General features: G+C 68.2%; 17 protein-coding genes. 10 read left to right on the top strand and 7 right to left on the bottom strand.

The window, feature by feature from the left end:
• The 4 genes from AC5P68_RS10835 to AC5P68_RS10820 all read right to left on the bottom strand — a co-directional run bounded on the left by AC5P68_RS10835 (position 1) and on the right by AC5P68_RS10820 (position 3,155).
• The gene (locus AC5P68_RS10835) at positions 1 to 1,470 is read right to left on the bottom strand and encodes an efflux transporter outer membrane subunit (RefSeq protein ID WP_049403450.1); all 1,470 of its coding nucleotides are present in this window, start codon (positions 1,468 to 1,470) and stop codon (positions 1 to 3) included.
• On the bottom strand, positions 1,467 to 2,384 hold the full coding sequence (locus AC5P68_RS10830) for an efflux RND transporter periplasmic adaptor subunit (protein WP_005411697.1): 918 nt from the start codon (positions 2,382 to 2,384) through the stop codon (positions 1,467 to 1,469). The genes AC5P68_RS10835 and AC5P68_RS10830 overlap by 4 nt, the downstream gene beginning before the upstream one ends.
• Positions 2,381 to 2,590, bottom strand: coding sequence for a DUF1656 domain-containing protein (locus AC5P68_RS10825; protein ID WP_010487502.1), 210 nt, complete (start codon positions 2,588 to 2,590; stop codon positions 2,381 to 2,383). The genes AC5P68_RS10830 and AC5P68_RS10825 overlap by 4 nt, the downstream gene beginning before the upstream one ends.
• Before the next feature lie 109 nt (positions 2,591 to 2,699).
• Positions 2,700 to 3,155: a MarR family winged helix-turn-helix transcriptional regulator gene (locus AC5P68_RS10820; protein WP_012481667.1), complete on the bottom strand. Its 456-nt coding sequence runs from the start codon at positions 3,153 to 3,155 to the stop codon at positions 2,700 to 2,702.
• A gap of 685 nt (positions 3,156 to 3,840) precedes the next feature.
• On the opposite strand from AC5P68_RS10820, the gene folE reads away from it, so the two are divergent.
• From folE to AC5P68_RS10800, 4 genes are all read left to right on the top strand, one after another.
• A complete protein-coding gene (gene folE, locus AC5P68_RS10815; protein ID WP_004141296.1) occupies positions 3,841 to 4,452 on the top strand; it encodes a GTP cyclohydrolase I FolE in 612 nt (203 codons plus the stop codon).
• Between the two features lie 112 nt (positions 4,453 to 4,564).
• Positions 4,565 to 6,034: a DUF3375 domain-containing protein gene (locus AC5P68_RS10810; protein ID WP_495216984.1), complete on the top strand. Its 1,470-nt coding sequence runs from the start codon at positions 4,565 to 4,567 to the stop codon at positions 6,032 to 6,034.
• Entirely contained in the window at positions 6,021 to 6,722 is a 702-nt protein-coding gene (locus AC5P68_RS10805; RefSeq protein ID WP_005411692.1) for a DUF4194 domain-containing protein, read from the top strand. The genes AC5P68_RS10810 and AC5P68_RS10805 overlap by 14 nt, the downstream gene beginning before the upstream one ends.
• 16 nt (positions 6,723 to 6,738) lie before the next feature.
• Positions 6,739 to 10,119, top strand: a complete 3,381-nt coding sequence (locus AC5P68_RS10800) for an ATP-binding protein (protein WP_033834568.1) — start codon at positions 6,739 to 6,741, stop codon at positions 10,117 to 10,119.
• Positions 10,120 to 10,271: 152 nt separating this feature from the next.
• Here AC5P68_RS10800 and AC5P68_RS10795 read toward each other — a convergent pair whose 3' ends face one another.
• Entirely contained in the window at positions 10,272 to 11,051 is a 780-nt protein-coding gene (locus AC5P68_RS10795; RefSeq protein WP_005411690.1) for a sulfite exporter TauE/SafE family protein, read from the bottom strand.
• Between the two features lie 102 nt (positions 11,052 to 11,153).
• On the opposite strand from AC5P68_RS10795, the gene AC5P68_RS10790 reads away from it, so the two are divergent.
• Positions 11,154 to 11,546 carry a YchJ family protein gene (locus AC5P68_RS10790; protein ID WP_495216983.1) on the top strand — a complete coding sequence of 131 codons (393 nt, stop codon included), beginning with the start codon at positions 11,154 to 11,156 and terminating at the stop codon, positions 11,544 to 11,546.
• Between the two features lie 3 nt (positions 11,547 to 11,549).
• Here AC5P68_RS10790 and AC5P68_RS10785 read toward each other — a convergent pair whose 3' ends face one another.
• On the bottom strand, positions 11,550 to 12,830 hold the full coding sequence (locus AC5P68_RS10785) for a GGDEF domain-containing protein (RefSeq protein WP_495222152.1): 1,281 nt from the start codon (positions 12,828 to 12,830) through the stop codon (positions 11,550 to 11,552).
• A 150-nt stretch (positions 12,831 to 12,980) separates the two neighbouring features.
• Between AC5P68_RS10785 and egtB the strand changes: the two genes are divergently transcribed.
• From egtB to AC5P68_RS10760, 5 genes are all read left to right on the top strand, one after another.
• A complete protein-coding gene (egtB, locus tag AC5P68_RS10780; RefSeq protein ID WP_049454827.1) occupies positions 12,981 to 14,252 on the top strand; it encodes an ergothioneine biosynthesis protein EgtB in 1,272 nt (423 codons plus the stop codon).
• Positions 14,249 to 15,223 carry an L-histidine N(alpha)-methyltransferase gene (gene egtD / locus AC5P68_RS10775; RefSeq protein ID WP_495216979.1) on the top strand — a complete coding sequence of 325 codons (975 nt, stop codon included), beginning with the start codon at positions 14,249 to 14,251 and terminating at the stop codon, positions 15,221 to 15,223. Before egtB ends, egtD begins: the two co-directional genes overlap by 4 nt.
• 84 nt (positions 15,224 to 15,307) lie before the next feature.
• Complete coding sequence (locus AC5P68_RS10770) at positions 15,308 to 16,576, top strand: lytic murein transglycosylase (RefSeq protein WP_495203761.1); 1,269 nt, start codon at positions 15,308 to 15,310, stop codon at positions 16,574 to 16,576.
• A 40-nt stretch (positions 16,577 to 16,616) separates the two neighbouring features.
• On the top strand, positions 16,617 to 17,483 hold the full coding sequence (locus tag AC5P68_RS10765; protein ID WP_329755801.1) for a D-hexose-6-phosphate mutarotase: 867 nt from the start codon (positions 16,617 to 16,619) through the stop codon (positions 17,481 to 17,483).
• 50 nt (positions 17,484 to 17,533) lie between these two features.
• Complete coding sequence (locus tag AC5P68_RS10760; RefSeq protein WP_495216978.1) at positions 17,534 to 18,307, top strand: DUF2628 domain-containing protein; 774 nt, start codon at positions 17,534 to 17,536, stop codon at positions 18,305 to 18,307.
• 6 nt (positions 18,308 to 18,313) lie between these two features.
• Here AC5P68_RS10760 and AC5P68_RS10755 read toward each other — a convergent pair whose 3' ends face one another.
• Positions 18,314 to 19,501 (bottom strand): benzoate/H(+) symporter BenE family transporter, encoded by a 1,188-nt coding sequence (locus AC5P68_RS10755; RefSeq protein WP_495216977.1) that lies wholly within the window; start codon positions 19,499 to 19,501, stop codon positions 18,314 to 18,316.
• Between the last annotated feature and the right edge of the window lie 514 nt (positions 19,502 to 20,015).

Here is a 20,015-nt window from a genome sequence, read left to right as displayed (position 1 = left end):
TTACTTCGCCGAGGCCTGTGCGGTGGACGGCGCGGGCGGGGCAACCGATGCCTGCCAGCCGCCACCCAGCACCAGGAACAGATGGATCTGGTCGCGCGAGACCTGCGCTTCGGCGGCGGCCAGGGTGGCGTCGCTGGTGGCCAGGCTGCGGTCGGCATCCAGGCTGGACAGGTACGGCGTACGGCCACCCTGGTACAGCCGGCGGCTCTGCTCGGCGGCCAGTGCGGCCTGCTCCTGCGCGATGCGCAGCGACTGCAGCCGGCGCAGGTCCTGCGCATAGCGGTCCAGCGCGGTCTGGGTCTCGCGCAGCGCCTGCAGCACGGTGTGGTCGAACTCGGCCAGCGCGGCATCGGCACCCGCCTCGGCGGCGTGGATGCGTGCGTGCGTGCCGGACGACGGCAGCGTCCACGAGATCAGCGGGCCGATCGACCACTGCTGGGTCATCGGCGTGCCGAAGTCTTCCAGCAGGCCGGCGGCACCCACCGAGGCACCCAGGCGGATGTCCGGGTACAGCTCGGCGGTGGCGACCCCAATCCGCGCCGTGGCCGAGGCCAGCTTGCGCTCGGCCTGGCGCACGTCCGGGCGGCGCTGCAGCAGCGCCCGGCCATCACCGACCGGCAGCGGCTGCGCCAGGCCGGGGGCGTGCGCACAGTCGATCACGCCGGCTGGCAGCTGGCCCGGGGTTTTCCCAAGCAGCGCGGCCAGCGAATAGGCGGCCGCCGAACGCTGCGCGCGTAGCGGCGGCAGTGCCGCCTCCAGCAGTGCCACCTGCGCATTGGCGCGGGCCAGTTCCGGCGGCGTGCCGCGGCCGGCCGCGATCAGGCGCTCGGTGACCGTGCGGCTGCGCTGCTGCAGCTGCAGCGAATGCTCGGCCACGTGCAGTTCGTGGTTGGCGTGGCAGATTTCCAGGTAGCTGTCGGCGACCTGCGCGACCACGCTGACCTGGGCCAGGTCGCGCGCCGCAGCAACGGACTGCTCGTCGGCACGCGCTGCCTCGGCGCCGCGCTTGAGCTTGCCGAACAGGTCGAACTGGTAGCTGACCGCGAACTTGCCATCGGCCAGGTTGATCACCGGCAGCTCGTGCTCCTGCAGGAACGATTCGGCCGACAGCTGCGCGCGGCTGACACCGGCCTCGGCCTCGTACTCGAAGCCACCGGCGTCCAGCGCCTGTTCGTACACCGCCGCGGCACGACGCAGGTGTGCATCGGCGGCCTTCAGTTCCACGTTGTCGCGCAGCGCCTGGGTGATCAGGCCGTCCAGCACCGGGTCGTTGTACAGCGACCACCAGCGGTCGGGCAGCGCCTGGTTGGCGGCCACCTGCGGGTTCTGCGTATCGATGAAGGCCGCATTGGCCTCCGGGCGCTTGAACGCCGAGCCTTCCGGCAGGGCGTAATCCGGGCCGACGGTCCTGCAGGCCGCCAAGCTGGCCAGCGCAACGATCAGACCGAGACGGGGCAGGGCGGCGTTCACAGGCCCGCCTGTGTCGGCGCAGTGCCGGCCTTGTCGTTGTGCGGATGGCGGCCGGTGTCCACGGTCACCGTGGCGGTGCGGCCGGCGATCAGTTCCACGCCCTTGGGTACTTCGTCGATGGCGATGCGCACCGGAATGCGCTGTGCCAGCCGCACCCAGTCGAAGGCCGGGGTCACGTTCGGCAGCAGGGTGCTGCCGTTGCTGCGGTAGCGGTCCTCGATGCCGGCGGCGATGCTTTCCACGTGGCCACGCAGCGGGGCCGACTCGCCCATCAGGCGGATGTCCACGCTCTGCCCCGGGGCCACGCCGCGCAGGCGGGTTTCCTCGAAGTAGCCATCGATGCGGAACGAGCCGGTATCCAGCAGCGCCAGCACCGGCTTGCCGGCCACCACGTAGTCGCCTACGCGCAGGGTGCGGTCGTTGACCCGGCCATCGGCCGGCGCGCGCACCTCGGTGCGGCCCAGGTTGAGCTCGGCCAGGTCGACCGCCGCCTGTGCGGTGGCCAGCGCCGCCTGTGCGGCCTGCAACTTGGCGCGGCGCACTTCGGCGTCCTCGGCGGCGACCAGGTCCTGCAGGCTGCGGTCACGGCCGATCTCGCGGCGCAGCTGCGCCACCGATGCCTGGCGCTCGGCCAGGTTGGCGCGGGCCTGCTCCAGCGCGATGCGGTAGCGGGCGCGATCGACCACGAACAGCAGGTCACCCTTCTTCACCGCCTGGTTGTCGGCCACCTGCACCGTTTCCACCAGCCCGGACACGTCCGGCGCCACCTGCACCACGTCGGCACCGACATGGGCATCGCGGGTCCATGGCTCATCCATGTAATAGACCCACAGCTGGCGCAGCACCAGCAGGGCGATGATCACGGCTGCGCTGGTGAGCAGCACCGGCAGGGTCTTCTTCACGATCTTGTTCACGATTGCATCCAACGCAGGAGGTGGAACAGCAGGCCAAGCACGATCCCGTACAGGGCCAGGTTGAACAGCGCCGGGTGCCATACGTGGCGATAGGCGCCGGCACGCTGCAGCAGCGCGTGCAGGCCGCTGTTGACCAGGTAGGCCAACAACATCAACCCGAGCAGGGTCGGGACGAATACTCCGTGGAGACTGAATTCACCGGGCATCGGTAGGGGCGGGGGCGAGGTGGGGGGAGGGGAGGAACAACGAAAAAACGGCAACGGGCAAAAGCCGCTGGCGTGTGCACGGCAGCGGCGGTGTTCGGGGGCAGCGGTCTTACGTGATGCGGTCGGCGGCCTCGGCCAGCAGGCGCCATGCCTTCAGCACGGCGTGCAGTTCATCCATGGAAAGCTCGCCGAACACGTCCTGGCGCAGGCCGATCAACTGGTCTTCCAGCTCGCTGACCAGCGCATGGCCCGCATCGGTCAGCCACAGCAGGTTGGCGCGGCGGTCGCTGGCGTCGCTTTCGCGGCGGACCAGGTCGCTGGCGCACAACTTGTCCAGCAGGCGCACCAGGGAGGGTCCTTCCATGCCCAGCTGCTGCGCCAGCGCCACCTGACGGATGCCACCGCCGGAGCGGCCGATCATCAGCAGCGGCATGGTGCAGGCGGTGGAGATGCCGTAGCTGCCGAGCCGGCTGTCGGCCAGGCGCTGCCACTGCCGCCCTGCGTACAGCAGGCCGGAGCTGAGCTGCATCTGCAGCACGGTGCGCTCGTCGAGGGGTCGGTCCATAAGAGATAGATAGGATACTACTAATTTCACTCCTATCAATAGGTTTTTCTGAATGGGTGGGTGTAGTGAGGAAAGCGTTGCGCCTGCCTGGTGTCGGGTGGGGCAGCGGGCGCCGGACGGTGCAGGACACGCCGTGAACCCCCCTCCGGGGTCCGGCCCAGCCGCTGGCGGCTGGGCGTTCGGGCGCTTGCGAGGCATGCCTCGCAAGCAAGCGCCCTCACCCTTGGGGGCTCGGCCGCGGCATCCATGCCGCGGACGGTCCTGCCCCGCCCGGCCCCCGCTGCCTTCCCATCCCCCGCGAGCGCGGTGGGTTGGCTCTTAGAAGCAAGCGCAGAAGCAGTGCGGACCAACGGTCCGCACCCACCAATGCACAAAACACCACAGCAGCGGCGCGCCGCTTCCGAAGCCATGAACCCCCGCTTTTGCCCCCGCTTTCGGGCGGTCCGGCCGCGCCCGCGGGAAACTGTCAGGGATGGGGAAGGGCGGCAGGGCAGGACCGTGAGGCGCATGGATGCGCCGACCGAGCCCCCATGGACGGGTTTACGGCGTGTCCTGCCCTGCCGCCCTTCCCCATCCAGACCCGTAACAGGCAGGCGCCGCCAGACCCCCGATGAACCCGACCAACAGGACGACCCACCCCCCGGTCGGGTACGATGCTCGCCCCCCGTTCGGGACGCTGTACGCAATGAGCAAGAACAACGAAAAGGCCGCCCCGCAGGGCGACGTGACCCAGGACCAGGCCGAGGATGCCGTGCGCACCCTGCTGCGCTGGGCCGGTGAGGACCCGTCCCGTGAAGGCCTACTGGATACCCCCCGCCGTGTCGCCGAAGCCTATGGCGACTGGTTCAGCGGTTACCGCGACGACCCGCGCGCCTACATGGAGCGGACCTTCGAGGAAGTGGCCGGCTACGACGAGCTGATCGTCCTGCGCGACATCGAGTACGAAAGCCACTGCGAGCACCACATGGCCCCGATCATCGGCCGCGTGCACGTCGGCTACCTGCCGGCCGGCAAGGTGGTGGGCATCAGCAAGCTGGCCCGTGTCGTCGAAGCCTACGCCCGCCGTTTCCAGGTGCAGGAGAAGATGACCGCGCAGATCGCCCAGTGTATCCAGGATGTGCTGCAGCCGATCGGCGTCGGCGTGGTCGTCGAAGGCGCCCACGAGTGCATGACCACCCGCGGCATCCACAAGCGCGGCGTCAGCATGGTCACCTCCAAGATGCTGGGCAGCTTCCGCGACGACGCGCGCACCCGCGCCGAGTTCCTGCGCTTCATCGAAGTGGGCGGCAAGCGCTGAGCCGCTTGCCCGCACCACGCCGGCTCCTGCAGGCCGGCATGCCCACGGCTGTCCACGCGGCAGCTGTGCATGGCGGTTTGTCCCTGTCAGCCCTACAGACTTCTTTCGCTGCATGAAGCATCGCGAACGCATTGCCCGTTATCGCCACCTGCGCGAACAGCCCCAGTGGAAGCTGCTTGCCGCCGACCACGCTCCGGAAATCATCGGCCTGCTGCAGGGCCTGCTGATGGACGGCGAGCGCACGTTGCCGTCCTCGGTACTGAACGAGCGACTGCAGCGCGCGCTGGACCAGCTGGCCGGCGATGAACTCTCGCGCGAGCTGCCGCGCACCGCGCAGGCCTACATCGCGCACTGGCTGGCCCAGGGCTGGCTGGAACGCCGTCTGCCCGAAGGCGCCGACCAGGAGCAGTACGAGCTGGCGACCGCGGCACTGCAGGCGATCCGCTTCGCCGACGGCCTCGAGCAGGCCCGCGTGGCCGCCACCGAAAGCCGCCTGGCGCTGGTCATTGAACAGCTCTCGGCGCTGGCTGCGCAGACCGAAGCCGATCCCGATGCGCGCCTGTCCGCGCTGCACGACGAGCGCGACCGCATCGATGCCGAAATCGCCCGGGTCGGTACCGGCCGCATGGTTGCGCTGGACGGCAAGCGCGCGCTGGAACGCACCCGCCAGATCATCGGCCTGGCCGACGAGCTGACCGAGGACTTCCGCCGCGTGCGCGATGACTTCGAGCAGCTCAACCGCGATTTCCGCGAACGCATCATCGACGACGAGGGCGAGCGCGGCGATGTGCTGTCGCAGCTGTTCGAAGGTGTGGATGTCATTGGCGAAAGTGACGCCGGGCGCAGTTTCCAGGCCTTCTGGCGCCTGCTCAACGACGCCGAACAGAGTGCCCAGCTCGATGCCGCGCTGGAAGCGGTGCTGGCGCGCGGCTTCGCCCGCCGCCTGGACCGCAACGAACGCAACTTCCTGCGCAGCTTCACCAGCACCATGCTCGAGCGCGGTGGCCAGGTACACGACGTCCTGCAGAACTTCGCGCGCAGCCTGCGCGGCTTCGTGCAGAGCCGTGGCTACCTGGAACAGCGCCGCCTCAACCAGTTGTTGAAGCAGGCGCAGTCCGAAGCGCTGGCCCTGCGCGACGAATTCCCCGCACAACGCGGCATCGGCCGCGACCTGCAGCTGACCACCAGCCGCCTGCGCTCGTGGTCGCAGTGGAAGCTGCATGATCCGCGCAGCGCCCAGGTCGACGGCAATGTCGAGTACAACGACGCGGCCGCGATCAGCCTGGAGAGCGTCGGCGACCTGGTCGCTTCGTCCGAAATCGACTTCCGCACCCTGCGCCGCGACCTGCACGACCTGCTCGACGCACAGCCGCGGCTCAGCATCGCCCAGGCCCTGTCGCAGCGCGAGGCGCCGCAGGGTCTTGGCAGCGTCATCGGCTATCTGTCGCTGGGCACGCGCTTCGGCAACGTGGTCGCCGGCGAGCAGGAGCTTGCGCAATGGCGTGGTGGCGACGGCCAGGTCCGTCGCGCCCGCATCCCGCTGGTTTGGTTCACCCAGGAGAGACGCCATGAGCTGGCATGAAGATCCCATCGACGCAGCGCAGGCCGACGTGGCGGAAGACGCCTACGAGGCCGAACCGGTGGCGGCCGTGGCGCAGCCCCGCCGTGGCAACGACGTCTATTACCTCGGCGACACCGGGCGCCTGCCGCTGGATGCGCGCCGCGCGCTGTGCCAGCTGCTGATCGGCCCCAGCATCGACCAGCTGCGCCACGCCAAGCTGTGGCCGGCACTGATCCGCAGCGAAGCGGCCATCCGCTCGTCGCTGGCGGACCTGTTCCTGGAACTGGTGCTCGACCGTGACAGCGGCGTGGCGTTCACCCGCCAGGCCGATACCGAAGACGTCGATGCGCCGGTGCTGCTGCGCACCTCGCCGCTGACCTTCATCGACTCGGTGCTGCTGCTGTACCTGCGCCAGCAGCTGGCCGAAGCCGATGCGCGCGGCAACCGCGCGGTGGTCGCCGATGCCGAAATGGCCGAAGCACTGGCCATCTACGAAAAGAACCTGTCCACCGACCGCGCCGGCTTCAACCGCCGCGTCGCCTCGGCGGTGCAGAAGATGAAGGACAACCACATCCTGACCCGCCTCAGCGGCCAGGAAGACCGTCACGAAGTCTCGCCGGCGCTGAAGCTGCTGTTCTCCGCCGAAGACGTGTCCCAGCTCTCGGCGGTCTACCGCCAGCTGCGCGAAACCCCGGCCGCCGAGGCCTGAGAGACCCGACCATCGCATGGCTATCTCCAAGCACACTCCCGCCCTGTTCAACGAAGGCCTGCCGGACCCGCGCCTGCAGCAGTTCCGCATGCGCCGCCTGCAGGTGCACAACTGGGGCACCTTCAACGGCCTGACCGAAGTACCGATCGCCGAGCGCGGCTTCCTGTTCGTCGGACGTTCCGGCTCGGGCAAGTCGACACTGCTCGATGCCATGTCCGCGCTGCTGACGCCGCCGGCCATCGTCGACTTCAACGCTGCTGCGCGTGAAGCCGAGCGCAGTGGCCGCGACCGCAACCTGGTGTCCTACGTGCGTGGCGCGTGGGCTGACCAGCAGGACAGCGGCACCGGCGAAATCGCCACCCAGTACCTGCGCAAGGGCGCCACCTGGACCGCACTGGTGCTGGAATACCGCGCCGGCGATGGCCGCGTGGTCAGCCTGGTGCGCCTGCTGTGGATCTCCGGCAACGGCACCTCGGCCGGTGACGTGCGCAAGCACTACATGATTGCCGAGCGCCCGTTCGACATCGCCAAGGATCTTGGTGGGTTCGACCTGGACCTGCGCAAGCTCAAGCAGAAGCTGTCCGACCTGCACCACTTCGACACCTTCTCCGGCTACGCCGAGCGCTTCCGCGACCTGCTCGGCATCGACAACGAGATGGCGCTGCGCCTGCTGCACAAGACGCAGTCGGCGAAGAACCTGGGCGACCTCAACGTCTTCCTGCGCGACTTCATGCTCGACACGCCGAAGACCTTCGACGCCGCCGAACGCCTGGTCAGCGACTTCGCCGAGCTCGATGGCGCGCACCAGGCGGTGGTCACCGCCCGTCGCCAGGTGGAGACCCTGCTGCCGGCACGCGCCTACTACAACGACCTGAAGGAAATGCACCGCCGGCGCGGCGACGACGAAGCCCTCAAGCTCGGCGTCGACAGCTTCCGTGAAAGCCGCCGCCAGGCGCTGATCGAAGCGCGCCTGCGCGAGATGGACGTGCGTGACCGTGGCCTGCTCGGCGAAGAGGCCCAGCGCCGTGCCGCACTGGACAATCACACCGAGCGCCTGGCCGAGCTGGAACTGCAGCGCCGCCAGCAGGGCGGTGAGCGCATCGAAGAACTGGAACGCGAGCAGGGCCGCGCCGAAGCCGAGCGCGACCGCCGCCAGGCCAAGCGCGAGCAGGCAAGCCTGGCCGCGCAGCAGCTGGGGGCCGAACTGCCGGACGACGCACACGGCTTCGCCGAACTGGTCGAGCGCGCACAGAACGAGCTGCAGGACCGCCAGCGCGCCTCTTCGGCGCTGGACGATGCGATCAGCGATCGCCTGGGTGGCAAGCGCGATGACGAGCGCCGCTTCGGCGAAGTCCGTGCGGAACTCGAAGCGATGCAGCGCACGCCCTCCAACATCCCGGCGCCGATGCAGAAGCTGCGCGCGCGCCTGGCCGAGGAAACCGGCATCGCTGAAGCGGCGCTGCCGTTCGTCGGTGAACTGATCCAGGTCCGCTCGGAAGAGCAGGGCTGGCAGGGTGCCATCGAGCGCGTGCTGGGTGGCTTCGCGCTGTCGCTGCTGGTCGACGACAAGCATTACAACGACGTCGCCGAGTGGGTGAACCGTACCCACCTGGGCATGCGCTTCACCTACTACCGCGTGCGCCGCAACGATGATGCGTTCGCCCGTGAGCCGTCGGCGAAGTCGCTGCTGCACAAGCTGGAACTGCGCGAACACGTGTTCGAAAGCTGGCTGCGCCGCGAGCTCGGCAAGCGATTCGACTACGAGTGCGTGGACGCCAAGCAGCTGCGCAACGTCGACCGTGGCATCACCCGCGAAGGCCAGGTCAAGCATCCGGGCGACCGTTTCGAGAAGGATGACCGCAGTGCGGTGGGCGACCGCCGTCGCTGGATCCTCGGTTTCAACAACCACGACAAGGTGGGCGCCTTCGAGCGCGAAGCTCAGGAACTGGCCAAGCGCATCGCCAGCTGCGAGACCGACATCGCGCGCCTGCGTGGGCAGCGTGACCGCGACAACGAACGCCGCCTGGCCTGCCACGAGCTGGTCAGCATCAGCTGGAACGAGATCGACATCGCCGCCCCGCAGCAGCGCCTGAGCGACATCGAGGCCACGCTGCGCGACCTGCGCGAAGGCAATGCCGACCTCGCCAAGCTGGCCAGGCAGATCGACGCCGTGCGTGCCGACATCGAGCAGGCCCGCCGCACCTATGAAGACGTCCGCGTCGAGCGCGGGCAGCTGGTCAAGGAACGCGATCGCCTGGACCGCGCGCGCCAGCAGAGCCGTGCGCTGGTGCTGCCGAGCCTGGCCCAGGAGCAGGAAGCCGGCCTTGCCGAGCGCCTGCAGGAGCAGGGTCCGCTCAGTCTGGAAACGCTGGAAGCGCACATGCGTCAGGTCAGCAACGCGCTGAACGAGCAGCTGTCGTCCTCGCAACAGGACCTCAACCGCATCGAGAACCAGCTGATCGGCTGCTTCCGTCGCTTCATCCAGCAATGGCCGGAGGAATCGGGCGACTTCACCGTGTCGGTGGCCTCGGCCGAGGACTTCCTCGCACGCCTCGAACGACTGGAGCGCGATGGCCTGCCGCAGCACGAAGAGCGCTTCTTCGATCTGCTGCAGAACCAGAGCAAGAACAACCTGCTGGCCCTGCAGCGCCACAGCGCCGAGGCCCGCAAGTCGATCGGCCAGCGCCTGGATGAAGTGAACGCCAGCCTGGAACAGGTGCCGTTCAACCGCGGTACGCTGCTGACCATCGAGCTGAGCGACCGCCGCCTGCCGGAAGTGGGCGAGTTCCAGCTGCAGCTGCGCGAAGTGCTGTCGCAGCAGCAGACCGAGCAGCGCGAGCTGGCCGAATCGCAGTTCACCGTGCTGCGCCAGCTGGTCAACCGCCTGGGCTCGCAGGAAGGCGAGGACAAGCGTTGGCGGGAGCTGGTGCTGGACGTGCGCATGCACGTGGAGTTCATCGGCGTCGAGCTGGATGCGGAAACGCGCCAGCAGGTCGAGATCTACCGCAGCGGCGCCGGCAAGTCCGGTGGCCAGCGCCAGAAACTGGCCACCACCTGCCTGGCCGCGGCACTGCGCTACCAGCTCGGCGGTGCTGACAGCCAGCTGCCCAGCTACGCCGCAGTGGTGCTCGACGAAGCCTTCGACAAGGCCGACAACGAGTTCACCGCACTGGCAATGAACATCTTCGACAACTTCGGCTTCCAGATGGTGGTTGCCACCCCGCTGAAGTCGGTGATGACGCTGGAACCGTTCATCGGCGGCGCCTGCTTCGTCGAAATCAGCGGTCGCCACGATTCCGGCGTGCTGCTGATCGAGTATGACGAGGAAGGCAAGCGCCTGAAGCTGCCCGAGCGCAGCCGCCAGCAGGCCAACGAACCGGAAGAAGCCGAGGCCTGACCTGGCCGATTGAAGGGGAATGCCGGTCAGCGGCCGGCACCACATGGGCGGGGTTCATGACCCGATCGGATGGGGATGCCGGCCAGCGGCCGGCACTACCCATGGGCGGGGTTCATGACCCGGTAGTGCCGGCCGCTGGCCGGCAACCGCGTTCACGCAGCGCGGAACGTATCCCACGCCATCCGCGCGATCAGCACCACCACCAGCCCCACGAACAGCTTGCGGATGAACGGCGTGCCGCCCTTCAGCGCCAGGCGCGTGCCCACCACCGAACCGATGATGTTGGCCGCCGCCATCGGCAGCGCGAACAGCCACAGGATGTTGCCGGTCGGCACGAAGAACGAGATCGCCGCCACATTCGTCGCCAGGTTCACCACCTTTGATGCCGCCGAGGCGCGCAGGAAATCCAGCCCGAAGAAGCGCACGAACAGGAAGATCAGGAAGCTGCCGGTGCCCGGCCCGAAGAAGCCGTCGTAGAAGCCGATCGCCGCACCGATCGCCAGCGCGATCACCAGTTCACGGCGGCCGATCTCCTGTGGCCGGTGCAACGCGCCGAAGTCCTTCTTCCACAGCGTGTAGGCCAGCATCGCGACCAGCAGCACCAGCACCAGTGGGCGCACCGCGTCCTTGGGCAGCAGGCTTACTGCGGTGGCGCCGGCGAAGGAGAAGATGAAGGCCGTGCCGGCCGCGAACAACACCGGCTTCCACGGGAAGCGCACGTTGCGCGCATAGCGCCAGGCGGCCGCACCGGTACCGAACATCGAACTGAACTTGTTGGTACCAAACAGCATCGCCGGCGTCTGCTGCGGCAGCACCGTGAACAGGCCAGGCAGCTGCACCAGCCCACCACCACCGACGGCGGCATCGACCAGCCCGGCGATGAAGGCGATGACCACCAGCCACCACAACTCAGGGGGAACCAGTTCCAGCACGGCGATCAATCGATATGGGGGCGCGACAGCATACGCCTGTCCTGCACTGGTTGACCGGTGCCCCGCGTGGATCCATCCGCACAACCCGGCGACAATGTCCGCATGAGCCGAAAACCCACCGATCCCTGCCCCTGCGGCCTTCCCGCCGAGTACGCCGCCTGCTGTGGCCGTTTCCATGCCGGTGAGGCCGCCCCCGATGCCGAGCACCTGATGCGATCGCGTTACAGCGCCTATGTGCGGGGGCTGGCGGACTATCTGCGCCAGAGCTGGCATCCGGATACCCGTCCGGCCGAGTTGTCGCTGGATGATGCGCCCGGCCAGCGTACGCATTGGCTGGGCCTGACCGTGCACGAGCACACCGTCACCGGCGCCGACAGCGCCGAAGTGCGCTTCACCGCCCGCTACCGCGTGGGAGGCGGCAGCGCGGTGAAGATGGCCGAGCACAGCCGCTTCCTGCGCGTCGACGGCCGCTGGTACTACCTCGACGCTGCCTGAGCCTCAGCCAGCGCGTACTGCCAGCGCGTCCTGTTCGGCATGCGCGCGCACCTGGTTGCGGCCACCGTCCTTGGCTGCGTACAGCGCCTGGTCGGCGGCCTTGATCACTGCCGCTGGCCGCTCATCCACGCGGCTGTCTGCCAGCCCGATGCTCACCGTCACCTGCACCGTCTGCCCGCTTCCGCCGCGTCCGCGCTGCCGGCGCCCCGTTTCATCGTCGCGGCTGCGTGTGCTCCGGTCGCGCAGCTGCATGCGGGTGTCCTCGATGGTCTGCCGCAGCGCCTCGACTGCATCCACGCAGGCGGCTGCGGGACGATCCAGGAACACTACCGCGAACTCCTCGCCGCCATAGCGGAACGCCCGGCCACCATCGCCTACCCGCGCCAGCCGCGAGGCCACCAGGCGCAGCACATCGTCGCCGGTGTCGTGGCCGTGGGTGTCGTTGAACGACTTGAAGTGGTCCACGTCCACCATCGCGATGCTGTAGGTGCCGCGCGCACGCTGCAGGGTCTCATTGAAGGCGCGGCGCCCCGGCAGGCCGGTCAGCTCATCGCGGAAGGCCATATGGAAGGACTCCTGCATCATCGCGCCCAGCATCAGCAGCAGGGCCGCACTGGCCAGTGCCGGCAGCAGCACCGGCTGCAGGAACACCCGTGGCAGCATCCACCACAGGCACAGCAGGGCCAGCAGCATCGCCGTGTGCAACGGGCGCGGATGCCGCCAGGCCTGCCAGCCCAGCGCGGCGGTTGCCAGAAGGAACAGCAGCGCTGGCAGCTGTGCCAGCGCGTTCCAGTCGGCCGGAATCCAGCTCCAGTGGCGGTTGGACAGCAGATCGTGCATGCCCCGGGGTTGCTGCGTGGCCAGCAGCAGGAAGATCACCAGCGCGGCGCCACTGGCAACACCCCGCAGCAGCAGGTCGCGGCGGCGGCGGCCGCGCTCGGGCCACAATGCCAGGCCCGCGAACAGCAAGGGCAACCAGGCCGAAATGGCATGGAAGCGCAGCGGTGTCAGCGCCGTGACATGGCCGCTGTGCAGGTAGCCGCCCACGTCCTGGTGCAGCAGCGCGAACATGACCGCCACCACCAGCAGCAGGCAGAGCGTACGCACCTGGTGGTAGAGCAGGGCAAGGCCGGCGCCGAGGCAGGCCAGCAGCCAGGGCAGGATGCGTTGGGCCGGGCTGGCAACGTCTTCGTTGCCCAGTGCTGCCCACAGCACCACGGCAACCAGCACGGCGGGCAGCACGAACAGGTAATGCGCAGGCTGGCGGAGCGGATGCAGGGGCAAGCAGGAATTCCAGCGCGGTGACGACGCGGCCGCAGCATTGCCGTTAGCGGCGTTCGCACCGGCTTCTTGAATGCGGGATGGTCACGCATGTGAACGCGTTGACGTCGAACGATGACATCGCACTCACCCTGTTGCGCAGATGCTGCCCGGATGGACAGCGTAGCCACCGCCGTCGCTGCCCCGCAGCGCGATCTCGCCCGCCAGTACGCATGTGTGCGGAACCGCAGCATGCACCTGGCAGCCCCCCTCAGCGCCGAAGATGCCATGCTGCAGAGCATGGCCGATGCCAGCCCGAGCAAATGGCACCTGGCCCACACCACCTGGTTCTTCGAACGCTTCGTGCTGGCCGGCTTCCCACCTGCACCGGCGCATGACCCTGCCTGGGACTACCTGTTCAACAGCTACTACAAGAGCCTCGGCCCGGCGCACGCCCGGCCGCAGCGTGGGCTGCTGTCGCGGCCATCGCTGCAGCAGGTGCGCGACTACCGCCAGCAGGTCGATGCACAGGTGCAATCGCGGCTGGCGGCAGGCGACCTTGATGAGCAGGCACTGCAGCACCTGCAGTTGGGCCTGCAGCACGAGCAGCAGCACCAGGAACTGCTGCTCACCGACATCAAGCACGCGTTCTGGTGCAATCCGTTGCAGCTGGCCTACCGCGAGGACCTGCAGCCTGCAACCAGCGCTGCCAGTGCGCAGGGCTGGATCGAGTCGCCCGAGCGCATCGTCACCATCGGCGCCGCAGCCTGGCCGCAGCACACCGCCTTCGCCTACGACAACGAATCGCCGGCGCATCGCGTGCTGCTCCCCGCGCACGCACTGGCCGAGCGTCCCGTCAGCAATGCCGAGTACCGCGCCTTCATCGACGCCGGCGGCTACCGCGAACCGCGCTGGTGGCTCAGCGAAGGCTGGGCGCTGCGCGAAGCCGAGAGCTGGCAGCACCCGCTGTACTGGGATGACGCCCTGCAGCGCGAGTACACCCTGGGCGGTTGGCGCGAACTGGATCCGCATGCGCCGGTCTGCCACCTCAGCTACTACGAGGCCGATGCCTGCGCCCGCTGGGCCGGTGCGCGCCTGCCCAGCGAGTTCGAGTGGGAGGCTGCCGCCGCAACGCTGCCGCCTCGCGGTCATTTTGCCGATGACGATCGGCTGCACCCGCAGGCTGCAGGGGGCAGTGGACTGCGTCAGCTGTTCGGCGATGTATGGGAATGGACCCACAGCGCGTATGGCGCCTACCCGGGCTTCCGCCCTTTCGCCGGCAACCTCGGTGAATACAACGGCAAGTTCATGTGCGGGCAATGGGTGTTGCGCGGTGGCAGCTGCGCCACGCCGCGTGGCCACGTGCGTGCCAGCTACCGCAACTTCTTCATGCCCCCGGCGCGTTGGCAGTTCTCCGGGCTGCGCCTGGCCAGGGACCTCGCATGAGTACGGTGCACGACGCACTGCAGGCGCTGACCGATCTCACCCCCGGCCGCCAGCAGATCCTCACCGACGTGGTGGCCGGGTTGTCGCGCACGCCGCGCCAGCTGCCGTCCAAGTACTTCTACGATGCGCGCGGCTCGCGCCTGTTCGAGCAGATCACGCAGACCCCCGAGTACTACCCCACGCGCACCGAGCTGGCCCTGCTTTCACGGGTACTGCCGGACATCGCCCGAAGCGTCGGGCCGCACCTGCACGTGGTGGAACTGGGCAGCGGCAGTGGCCGCAAGACCGCGTTGCTGCTGGCCGCCCTGCACGACCCGGTGGCCTACACGCCCATTGAAATCTCGCGTGCCGCGCTGCTGTCCAGCATCGACCACCTGGCCCCGGCGCTGCCCGAGGTGGAGATGCTGCCGGTCTGTGCCGACTTTACCGTCCCCGTCGCCGTACCCATGCCCGAACGCGAACCCGCACGACGGCTGCTGTTCTTCCCCGGTTCCACGCTGGGCAACTTTGAAGGCGAGGACGCGGTCGCGCTGCTGCGCGCGATGCGCCAGACCATGGGGCGTGATGGCCTGGCCCTGGTAGGCATCGACCTGCACAAGGACCCGGCGCTGATCGAGGCGGCCTACAACGATGCGCAGGGCGTCACCGCCGCATTCACCCTGAACCTGCTGGCCCGCCTCAACCGCGAGGTCGGCAGCGACTTCGATCTGCAGGGCTTCCGTCATCGTGCCCGCTACAGCGTCGCGCGGCTGCGCATCGAGACCGATCTGGTCAGCCAGCGGGCACAGGACGTCCATCTGGATGGCCGGACCTTCCATTTCGAGGCCGACGAACCGATCCGCGTCGAATACAGCCACAAGTACACCGACGAGAGCTTCGAAGCGCTGCTGCAGCCGGCTGGCCTGCAGGTCATGCAGCGCTGGGATGCTGAAGGCCCGGCCTATGGCCTGCGCCTGTTGCGTGCCATCTAGGGCGGACGGCCAGCCGGTACCGCTTCAGGTTCAGCAGCACCGCTACCCCTAAGATGGCCGTGCAACGGCAACACGGAGGACGCCATGCCCATTCTGACCACGCTCGGCCTGGCGGCCGCTCTTGCCTCGGCGCCGACAGCGCCCGCCGCGCCTGCCGGCGACATCGATCCGGCGTTCAGCCGCTGCCTGTCGGGCCTGCAGGCCACCGCTGCGACACAAGGCATCAGTCCCGACCGTTTCAACGCGATCACCGCCGGCCTCACCCCGGACCCCAGCGTGCTCGGCCTGCTCGATGCACAGCCCGAATTCACTACGCCGATCTGGGACTACCTGGCCGCGCTGGTCGATCGCCCGCGCGTGGCTGATGGCCGCGCCCTGCTGCAGCAGCACCGCGACCTGCTCGATCGCGTGTCGGCGCAGTACGGCGTCGATCCGGCCACCATCGTCGCGGTCTGGGGCGTGGAGAGCGACTACGGCCGCGTGTTCGGCAAGCGCCCGCTGCTGCAGTCATTGGCCACGCTGTCCTGCGCCGGCCGTCGCCAACCCTTCTTCCGCGGTGAACTGCTGGCGCTGCTCAAGCTGATCGACCGCGGCGACCTGCAGGCCCAGGGGCTCACCGGCTCCTGGGCCGGTGCCTTCGGGCATACGCAGTTCATGCCCAGCACCTATGCGCGCATCGCCGTGGACGGTGATGGCGATGGCCGCCGCGATCTGGTCGGCAGCATTCCCGATGCGCTGGCGTCCACCGCCAACTACCTCAAGCGCGCCGGCTGGCGCAGCGGCGAGCCGTGGGGCGTGGAAGTCCGCGTTCCTGCGGGCTTCCACGCCAGCCAGGCCGGCCGCACCCAGCGTCGCGCCCTGGCCGACTGGCGTGCGCAGGGCGTGACTGCGCTGGATGGCAGCGTGTTGGCTCCGGCCAATCTGCCGGCGGATGCGCGCGCGGCGCTGCTGCTGCCGGCCGGCAACAAGGGCCCGGCATTGCTGGTGTTCCGCAACTACGACGCGATCTACAGCTACAACGCCGCCGAAAGCTATGCGCTGGCGATCGCGACGCTGGCTGACCAATTGCGTGGCGGCAACGGGTTGGCCACCGCCTGGCCGACCGATGACCCGGGCCTGGGCCGCGATGAGCGCCGCCAGCTGCAGACCCTGCTGCTGGCCCGCGGCCACGATATCGGTGCCGCCGACGGCATGATCGGTACCGCCACGCGCCGCGCGATCCAGGCCGAGCAGCAGCGCCTGGGCTGGAGCGAGGTGGACGGCCGCGCAGGCCAGCGCATCCTGCGCACGCTGCAGGAAGAGGCGACCGCCATCGCACCCGCTGGGCAGAAAGCCTTGCCGGCGGCACGTTGACCGCGACATCATCGCCGCGGTCTTCAAGGAGCGTCATCGCATGCAGTCGAATCCGGACATCAGCACCGGCCTGTATCACGGCCTGGAGGCCTGGCAGGTGCGAACCGCCAACGCCACGGCGGTCGTCAGCGTGTTCGGCGGCCAGCTGCTGTCGTTCATTCCTGATGGGCAGCCCGATCTGCTGTGGCTTTCGCCCACGCGCGCCGAGCTGCCCACGCCCATCCGCGGTGGCGTCCCGGTGTGCTGGCCGTGGTTCGGTCGCCAGGGCCAGAGCGCCGATGTACCGGCGCATGGCCTGGTACGTACCGCGCGCTGGGAGCTTCTGCAGGCCAGCCAGCGCGATGATGGCGAGGTCGAGCTGCAGTTGGCGCCTGCGCCCGGCGCCGATCGCGGCCTGCGCCTGCAGATGCAGCTGCGCATTGGCCGCCAGCTGCGCCAGCAGCTGGTCACCGAGAACACCGGAACCTCGCCGGTGACCTTCACCCAGGCCCTGCACAGCTATTTCCGGGTGGGCGATGCCAAGCGGGTCGAGGTCGAGGGCCTTGACGGCCTTCAGTACCTGGACAAGTACGAGGACTATGCGCAGCTGCGCCTGCAACAGGGACCGTGGTCATTGCGCGATCCACGTGATCCCGGTCGCAGCGATCGCATCTATACCGGTGCCGGCGGCCATTACGTGCTGCATGATCCCGTACTGCAGCGGCGGATCGAGATCCGCAGCGAAGGCAGCCAGACGCTGGTGGTCTGGAATCCGGGCGCCGAGGCGGCAGCCAGGATGGCCGATGTCGGCGAGGGCTGGCGCGATTACGTATGCCTGGAAGTGGCCAACGCAGGCCCGGAGCAGATTACGCTTGCGCCGGGTGCGCGCCATCAACTGGTGCAGACCCTGGGCAGTACCGCGCTGTAGGCGCGGGCAGCGATTTCAGTTTGTCGATGCAGGTAGCAAGGACGGAAAACATGCAGGAAGCACAATGGTGGTACGCCAATGGCAGGCAGAGCAGTGGGCCGGTGGATCTGGCCGGTCTTCGCCAGCTGCAGCAGGAAGGGACGGTTACGGCGCGCACTCTGCTCTGGTGCGAAGGCATGCCCTCATGGCGGCCGTTGGCGGAACTGGAGCAGGCTTCCACCCCCGTCGAGGTGGTTCCGGCCCTGGATATCGACGCAGCCCCCGCGGTTGAGGGCATCGCGCCGGATGTCGGCGACCCGTCCGATCCCTATCGTGCACCGGTCGCTGCACCGGACAGGGCTGCGGCTGCCGGGCTGGAGGGCGCGATGGCCTTGTACGCCAGCGTGGTCGGCGGCAACTTCCCGATCTATCGCCAGCGCTGGCGGCTGGATCAGGGCATTGCCACGGGCAGTGGCACCTGGCATTGGCCGGCCTTCCTGCTCGGCCTGATCTGGATGATGTACCGCCGGATGTACCGCCTGGCGGCGATGTGGGCTGGCCTGCTGCTGCTGATCAGCGTGGTGGAGACCTGGCTGGATGTGCCGGATGGCCTGTCGCTGGTCATCACCTTCGCGCTGAGCATCACCACAGGCATCTTTGGCAACAGCTGGTACTTGGCGCACTGCCAGCGCCTGATCGCCCAGGCCCGTGCCCTCACCGGCGACGATGATGCACGGCTGCGCAGCGAGCTGACCGCGCGTGGCGGCACCAGCGTGGTCGCCACACTGATCGCCATCGTCATCGCGGTGGCGCTGAGCATCGTCGGCGCCGCATTGGCCGGGTAGGGGGGGTCAGCGGTCCTGACGGGGCCGCAGCACCAGCAGGCACAGCGAACCGGCCACCAGGCCCCAGAACGCCGAGCCGATGCCGGCCAGTGAGACGCTCGAGGCGGTGACCAGGAAGGTGACCAGTGCCGCCTCGCGGTCCCGCTCTACCGCCAGCGCACTGGCCAGGCTGTTGGCGATGGTGCCGAACAGCGCGATACCGGCCACGCAGGCCACCAGCTCCTTGGGGAAGGCGGCGAACAGTGCGGCCACGGTGGCACCGAACAGCCCGATGACGATGTAGAAGGCACCTGCCGCCATGGCGGCGGTGTAGCGTCGTGCCGGGTCCTCATGTGCATCACGGCCCATGCAGATCGCGGCGGTGATTGCCGCCAGGTTCAGCGCGTACGCACCGAACGGCGCCAGTAGTGTATTGACCACACCGATCCAGCCGATCAGCGGCGACACCGGGGCGTCGTAGCCGGATGCCCGCATCACCGCCACGCCCGGAATGTTCTGCGAGGCCATGGTGACCACGAACAGGGGCAGGGCGATGCCGGCCACCGCGGTCCAGGACAGGGATGGGGTCACCCATTGCGGTACCGCCAGTTGCAGCTGCACCTGCTGTGCGTGCAGCAGGCCACGGCTGGCCGCAACCGCGATGCCGATCAGCAGGGTGGCGATGACCGCATAGCGCGGGAACAGGCGGCGTCCGGCCAGCCACGTGGCGAACATGGCAAGCGCCAGTACCAGCTGGGTGTTCATGGCCACGAACACGTCCAGACCGAAGCGCAGCAGCACCCCGGCCAGCATGCCGGCGGCCAGCGCTATCGGCACCCGTTGCATCAACCGGGCGAAGATGCCGGAGAAGCCAGCCAGCATGCCCAGAACCGCAGCGAGCAGGAATGCACCGGTGGCCTCGGAAAGAGATGCGCCGCCGGCACCGACCACCAGCATCGCCGCGCCCGGTGTCGACCATGCGGTCACCACCGGTACCCGATAGCGCAGTGACAGCCCGATGCAGGTGACACCCATGCCCAGTCCCAGTGCCCACATCCATGAAGCGATCTGCGCCTGGTTGGCACCGACAGCTTGTGCAGCCTGGAACACGATGACGGCCGAACTGGCGAAGCCGACCAGCACAGTAATGAAGCCGGCAACGAGGGCCGGTACTGAAAGGTCGCGCCACCACGCTTGCCGCACCTGCATGTTCATTGCCGTCTCTCCACTGTGCATCCGTGCATTGATAGCCCTTGTGGCGTTGACCGCGCAACGCGCGGTCAACGCCACAGTGATCTTCGAGCGTATGCCATGCGTGACGTTGCCTTGGTTCTGTCATCACCCTGCAAAAAAATGCTTGACGAAATCTGCAGGATCTCTAGAATTCGCTCCCTTGCTGCAGCGCACCGCCTCTTCGGAAACGGCACGCAGACAGCAATGCCACCACCGACGAACGAGATGATCGAACGAAGGTGTTGACGGACTCGAAAAGTCCGGCATAATAGGCGGCTCGCAACGACGAAAGGCCTTCGGGTCCAACGCCGAAGCAGCATCGGCAACAACGTCCACCCCGGTGAGACGGCCTTGAAAAAAAGGTGTTGACGAAGCGGAAAAGCCGGCTATAATGGGCGGCTCGCTACGAAGGAAACTTCGCAGCACACGGGAACGGCGCTGAGGCCACTTCCCTCGATCTTTGAAAGTATGCGCAGGTATCTTGTGAAGGCGCCTG

This window comes from Stenotrophomonas sp. YJH_SMC_58 (assembly GCF_059369635.1).
Note: the sequence above shows the minus strand (reverse complement) of the source record. Positions and strands in the feature narration are given on the sequence as shown.

Bases quoted from the DNA above. Each gene is read 5' to 3' on its own strand.
- AC5P68_RS10790 (WP_495216983.1), top strand. From the start codon at position 11,154: ATGAGCCGAAAACCCACCGATCCCTGCCCCTGCGGCCTTCCCGCCGAG.
- AC5P68_RS10810 (WP_495216984.1), top strand. From the start codon at position 4,565: ATGAAGCATCGCGAACGCATTGCCCGTTATCGCCACCTGCGCGAACAG.
- AC5P68_RS10760 (WP_495216978.1), top strand. From the start codon at position 17,534: ATGCAGGAAGCACAATGGTGGTACGCCAATGGCAGGCAGAGCAGTGGG.
- AC5P68_RS10805 (WP_005411692.1), top strand. From the start codon at position 6,021: ATGAGCTGGCATGAAGATCCCATCGACGCAGCGCAGGCCGACGTGGCG.
- AC5P68_RS10755 (WP_495216977.1), bottom strand. From the start codon at position 19,501: ATGAACATGCAGGTGCGGCAAGCGTGGTGGCGCGACCTTTCAGTACCG.
- AC5P68_RS10765 (WP_329755801.1), top strand. From the start codon at position 16,617: ATGCAGTCGAATCCGGACATCAGCACCGGCCTGTATCACGGCCTGGAG.
- folE (WP_004141296.1), top strand. From the start codon at position 3,841: ATGAGCAAGAACAACGAAAAGGCCGCCCCGCAGGGCGACGTGACCCAG.
- AC5P68_RS10800 (WP_033834568.1), top strand. From the start codon at position 6,739: ATGGCTATCTCCAAGCACACTCCCGCCCTGTTCAACGAAGGCCTGCCG.
- AC5P68_RS10770 (WP_495203761.1), top strand. From the start codon at position 15,308: ATGCCCATTCTGACCACGCTCGGCCTGGCGGCCGCTCTTGCCTCGGCG.
- egtD (WP_495216979.1), top strand. From the start codon at position 14,249: ATGAGTACGGTGCACGACGCACTGCAGGCGCTGACCGATCTCACCCCC.
- AC5P68_RS10825 (WP_010487502.1), bottom strand. From the start codon at position 2,590: ATGCCCGGTGAATTCAGTCTCCACGGAGTATTCGTCCCGACCCTGCTC.
- AC5P68_RS10820 (WP_012481667.1), bottom strand. From the start codon at position 3,155: ATGGACCGACCCCTCGACGAGCGCACCGTGCTGCAGATGCAGCTCAGC.
- egtB (WP_049454827.1), top strand. From the start codon at position 12,981: ATGGACAGCGTAGCCACCGCCGTCGCTGCCCCGCAGCGCGATCTCGCC.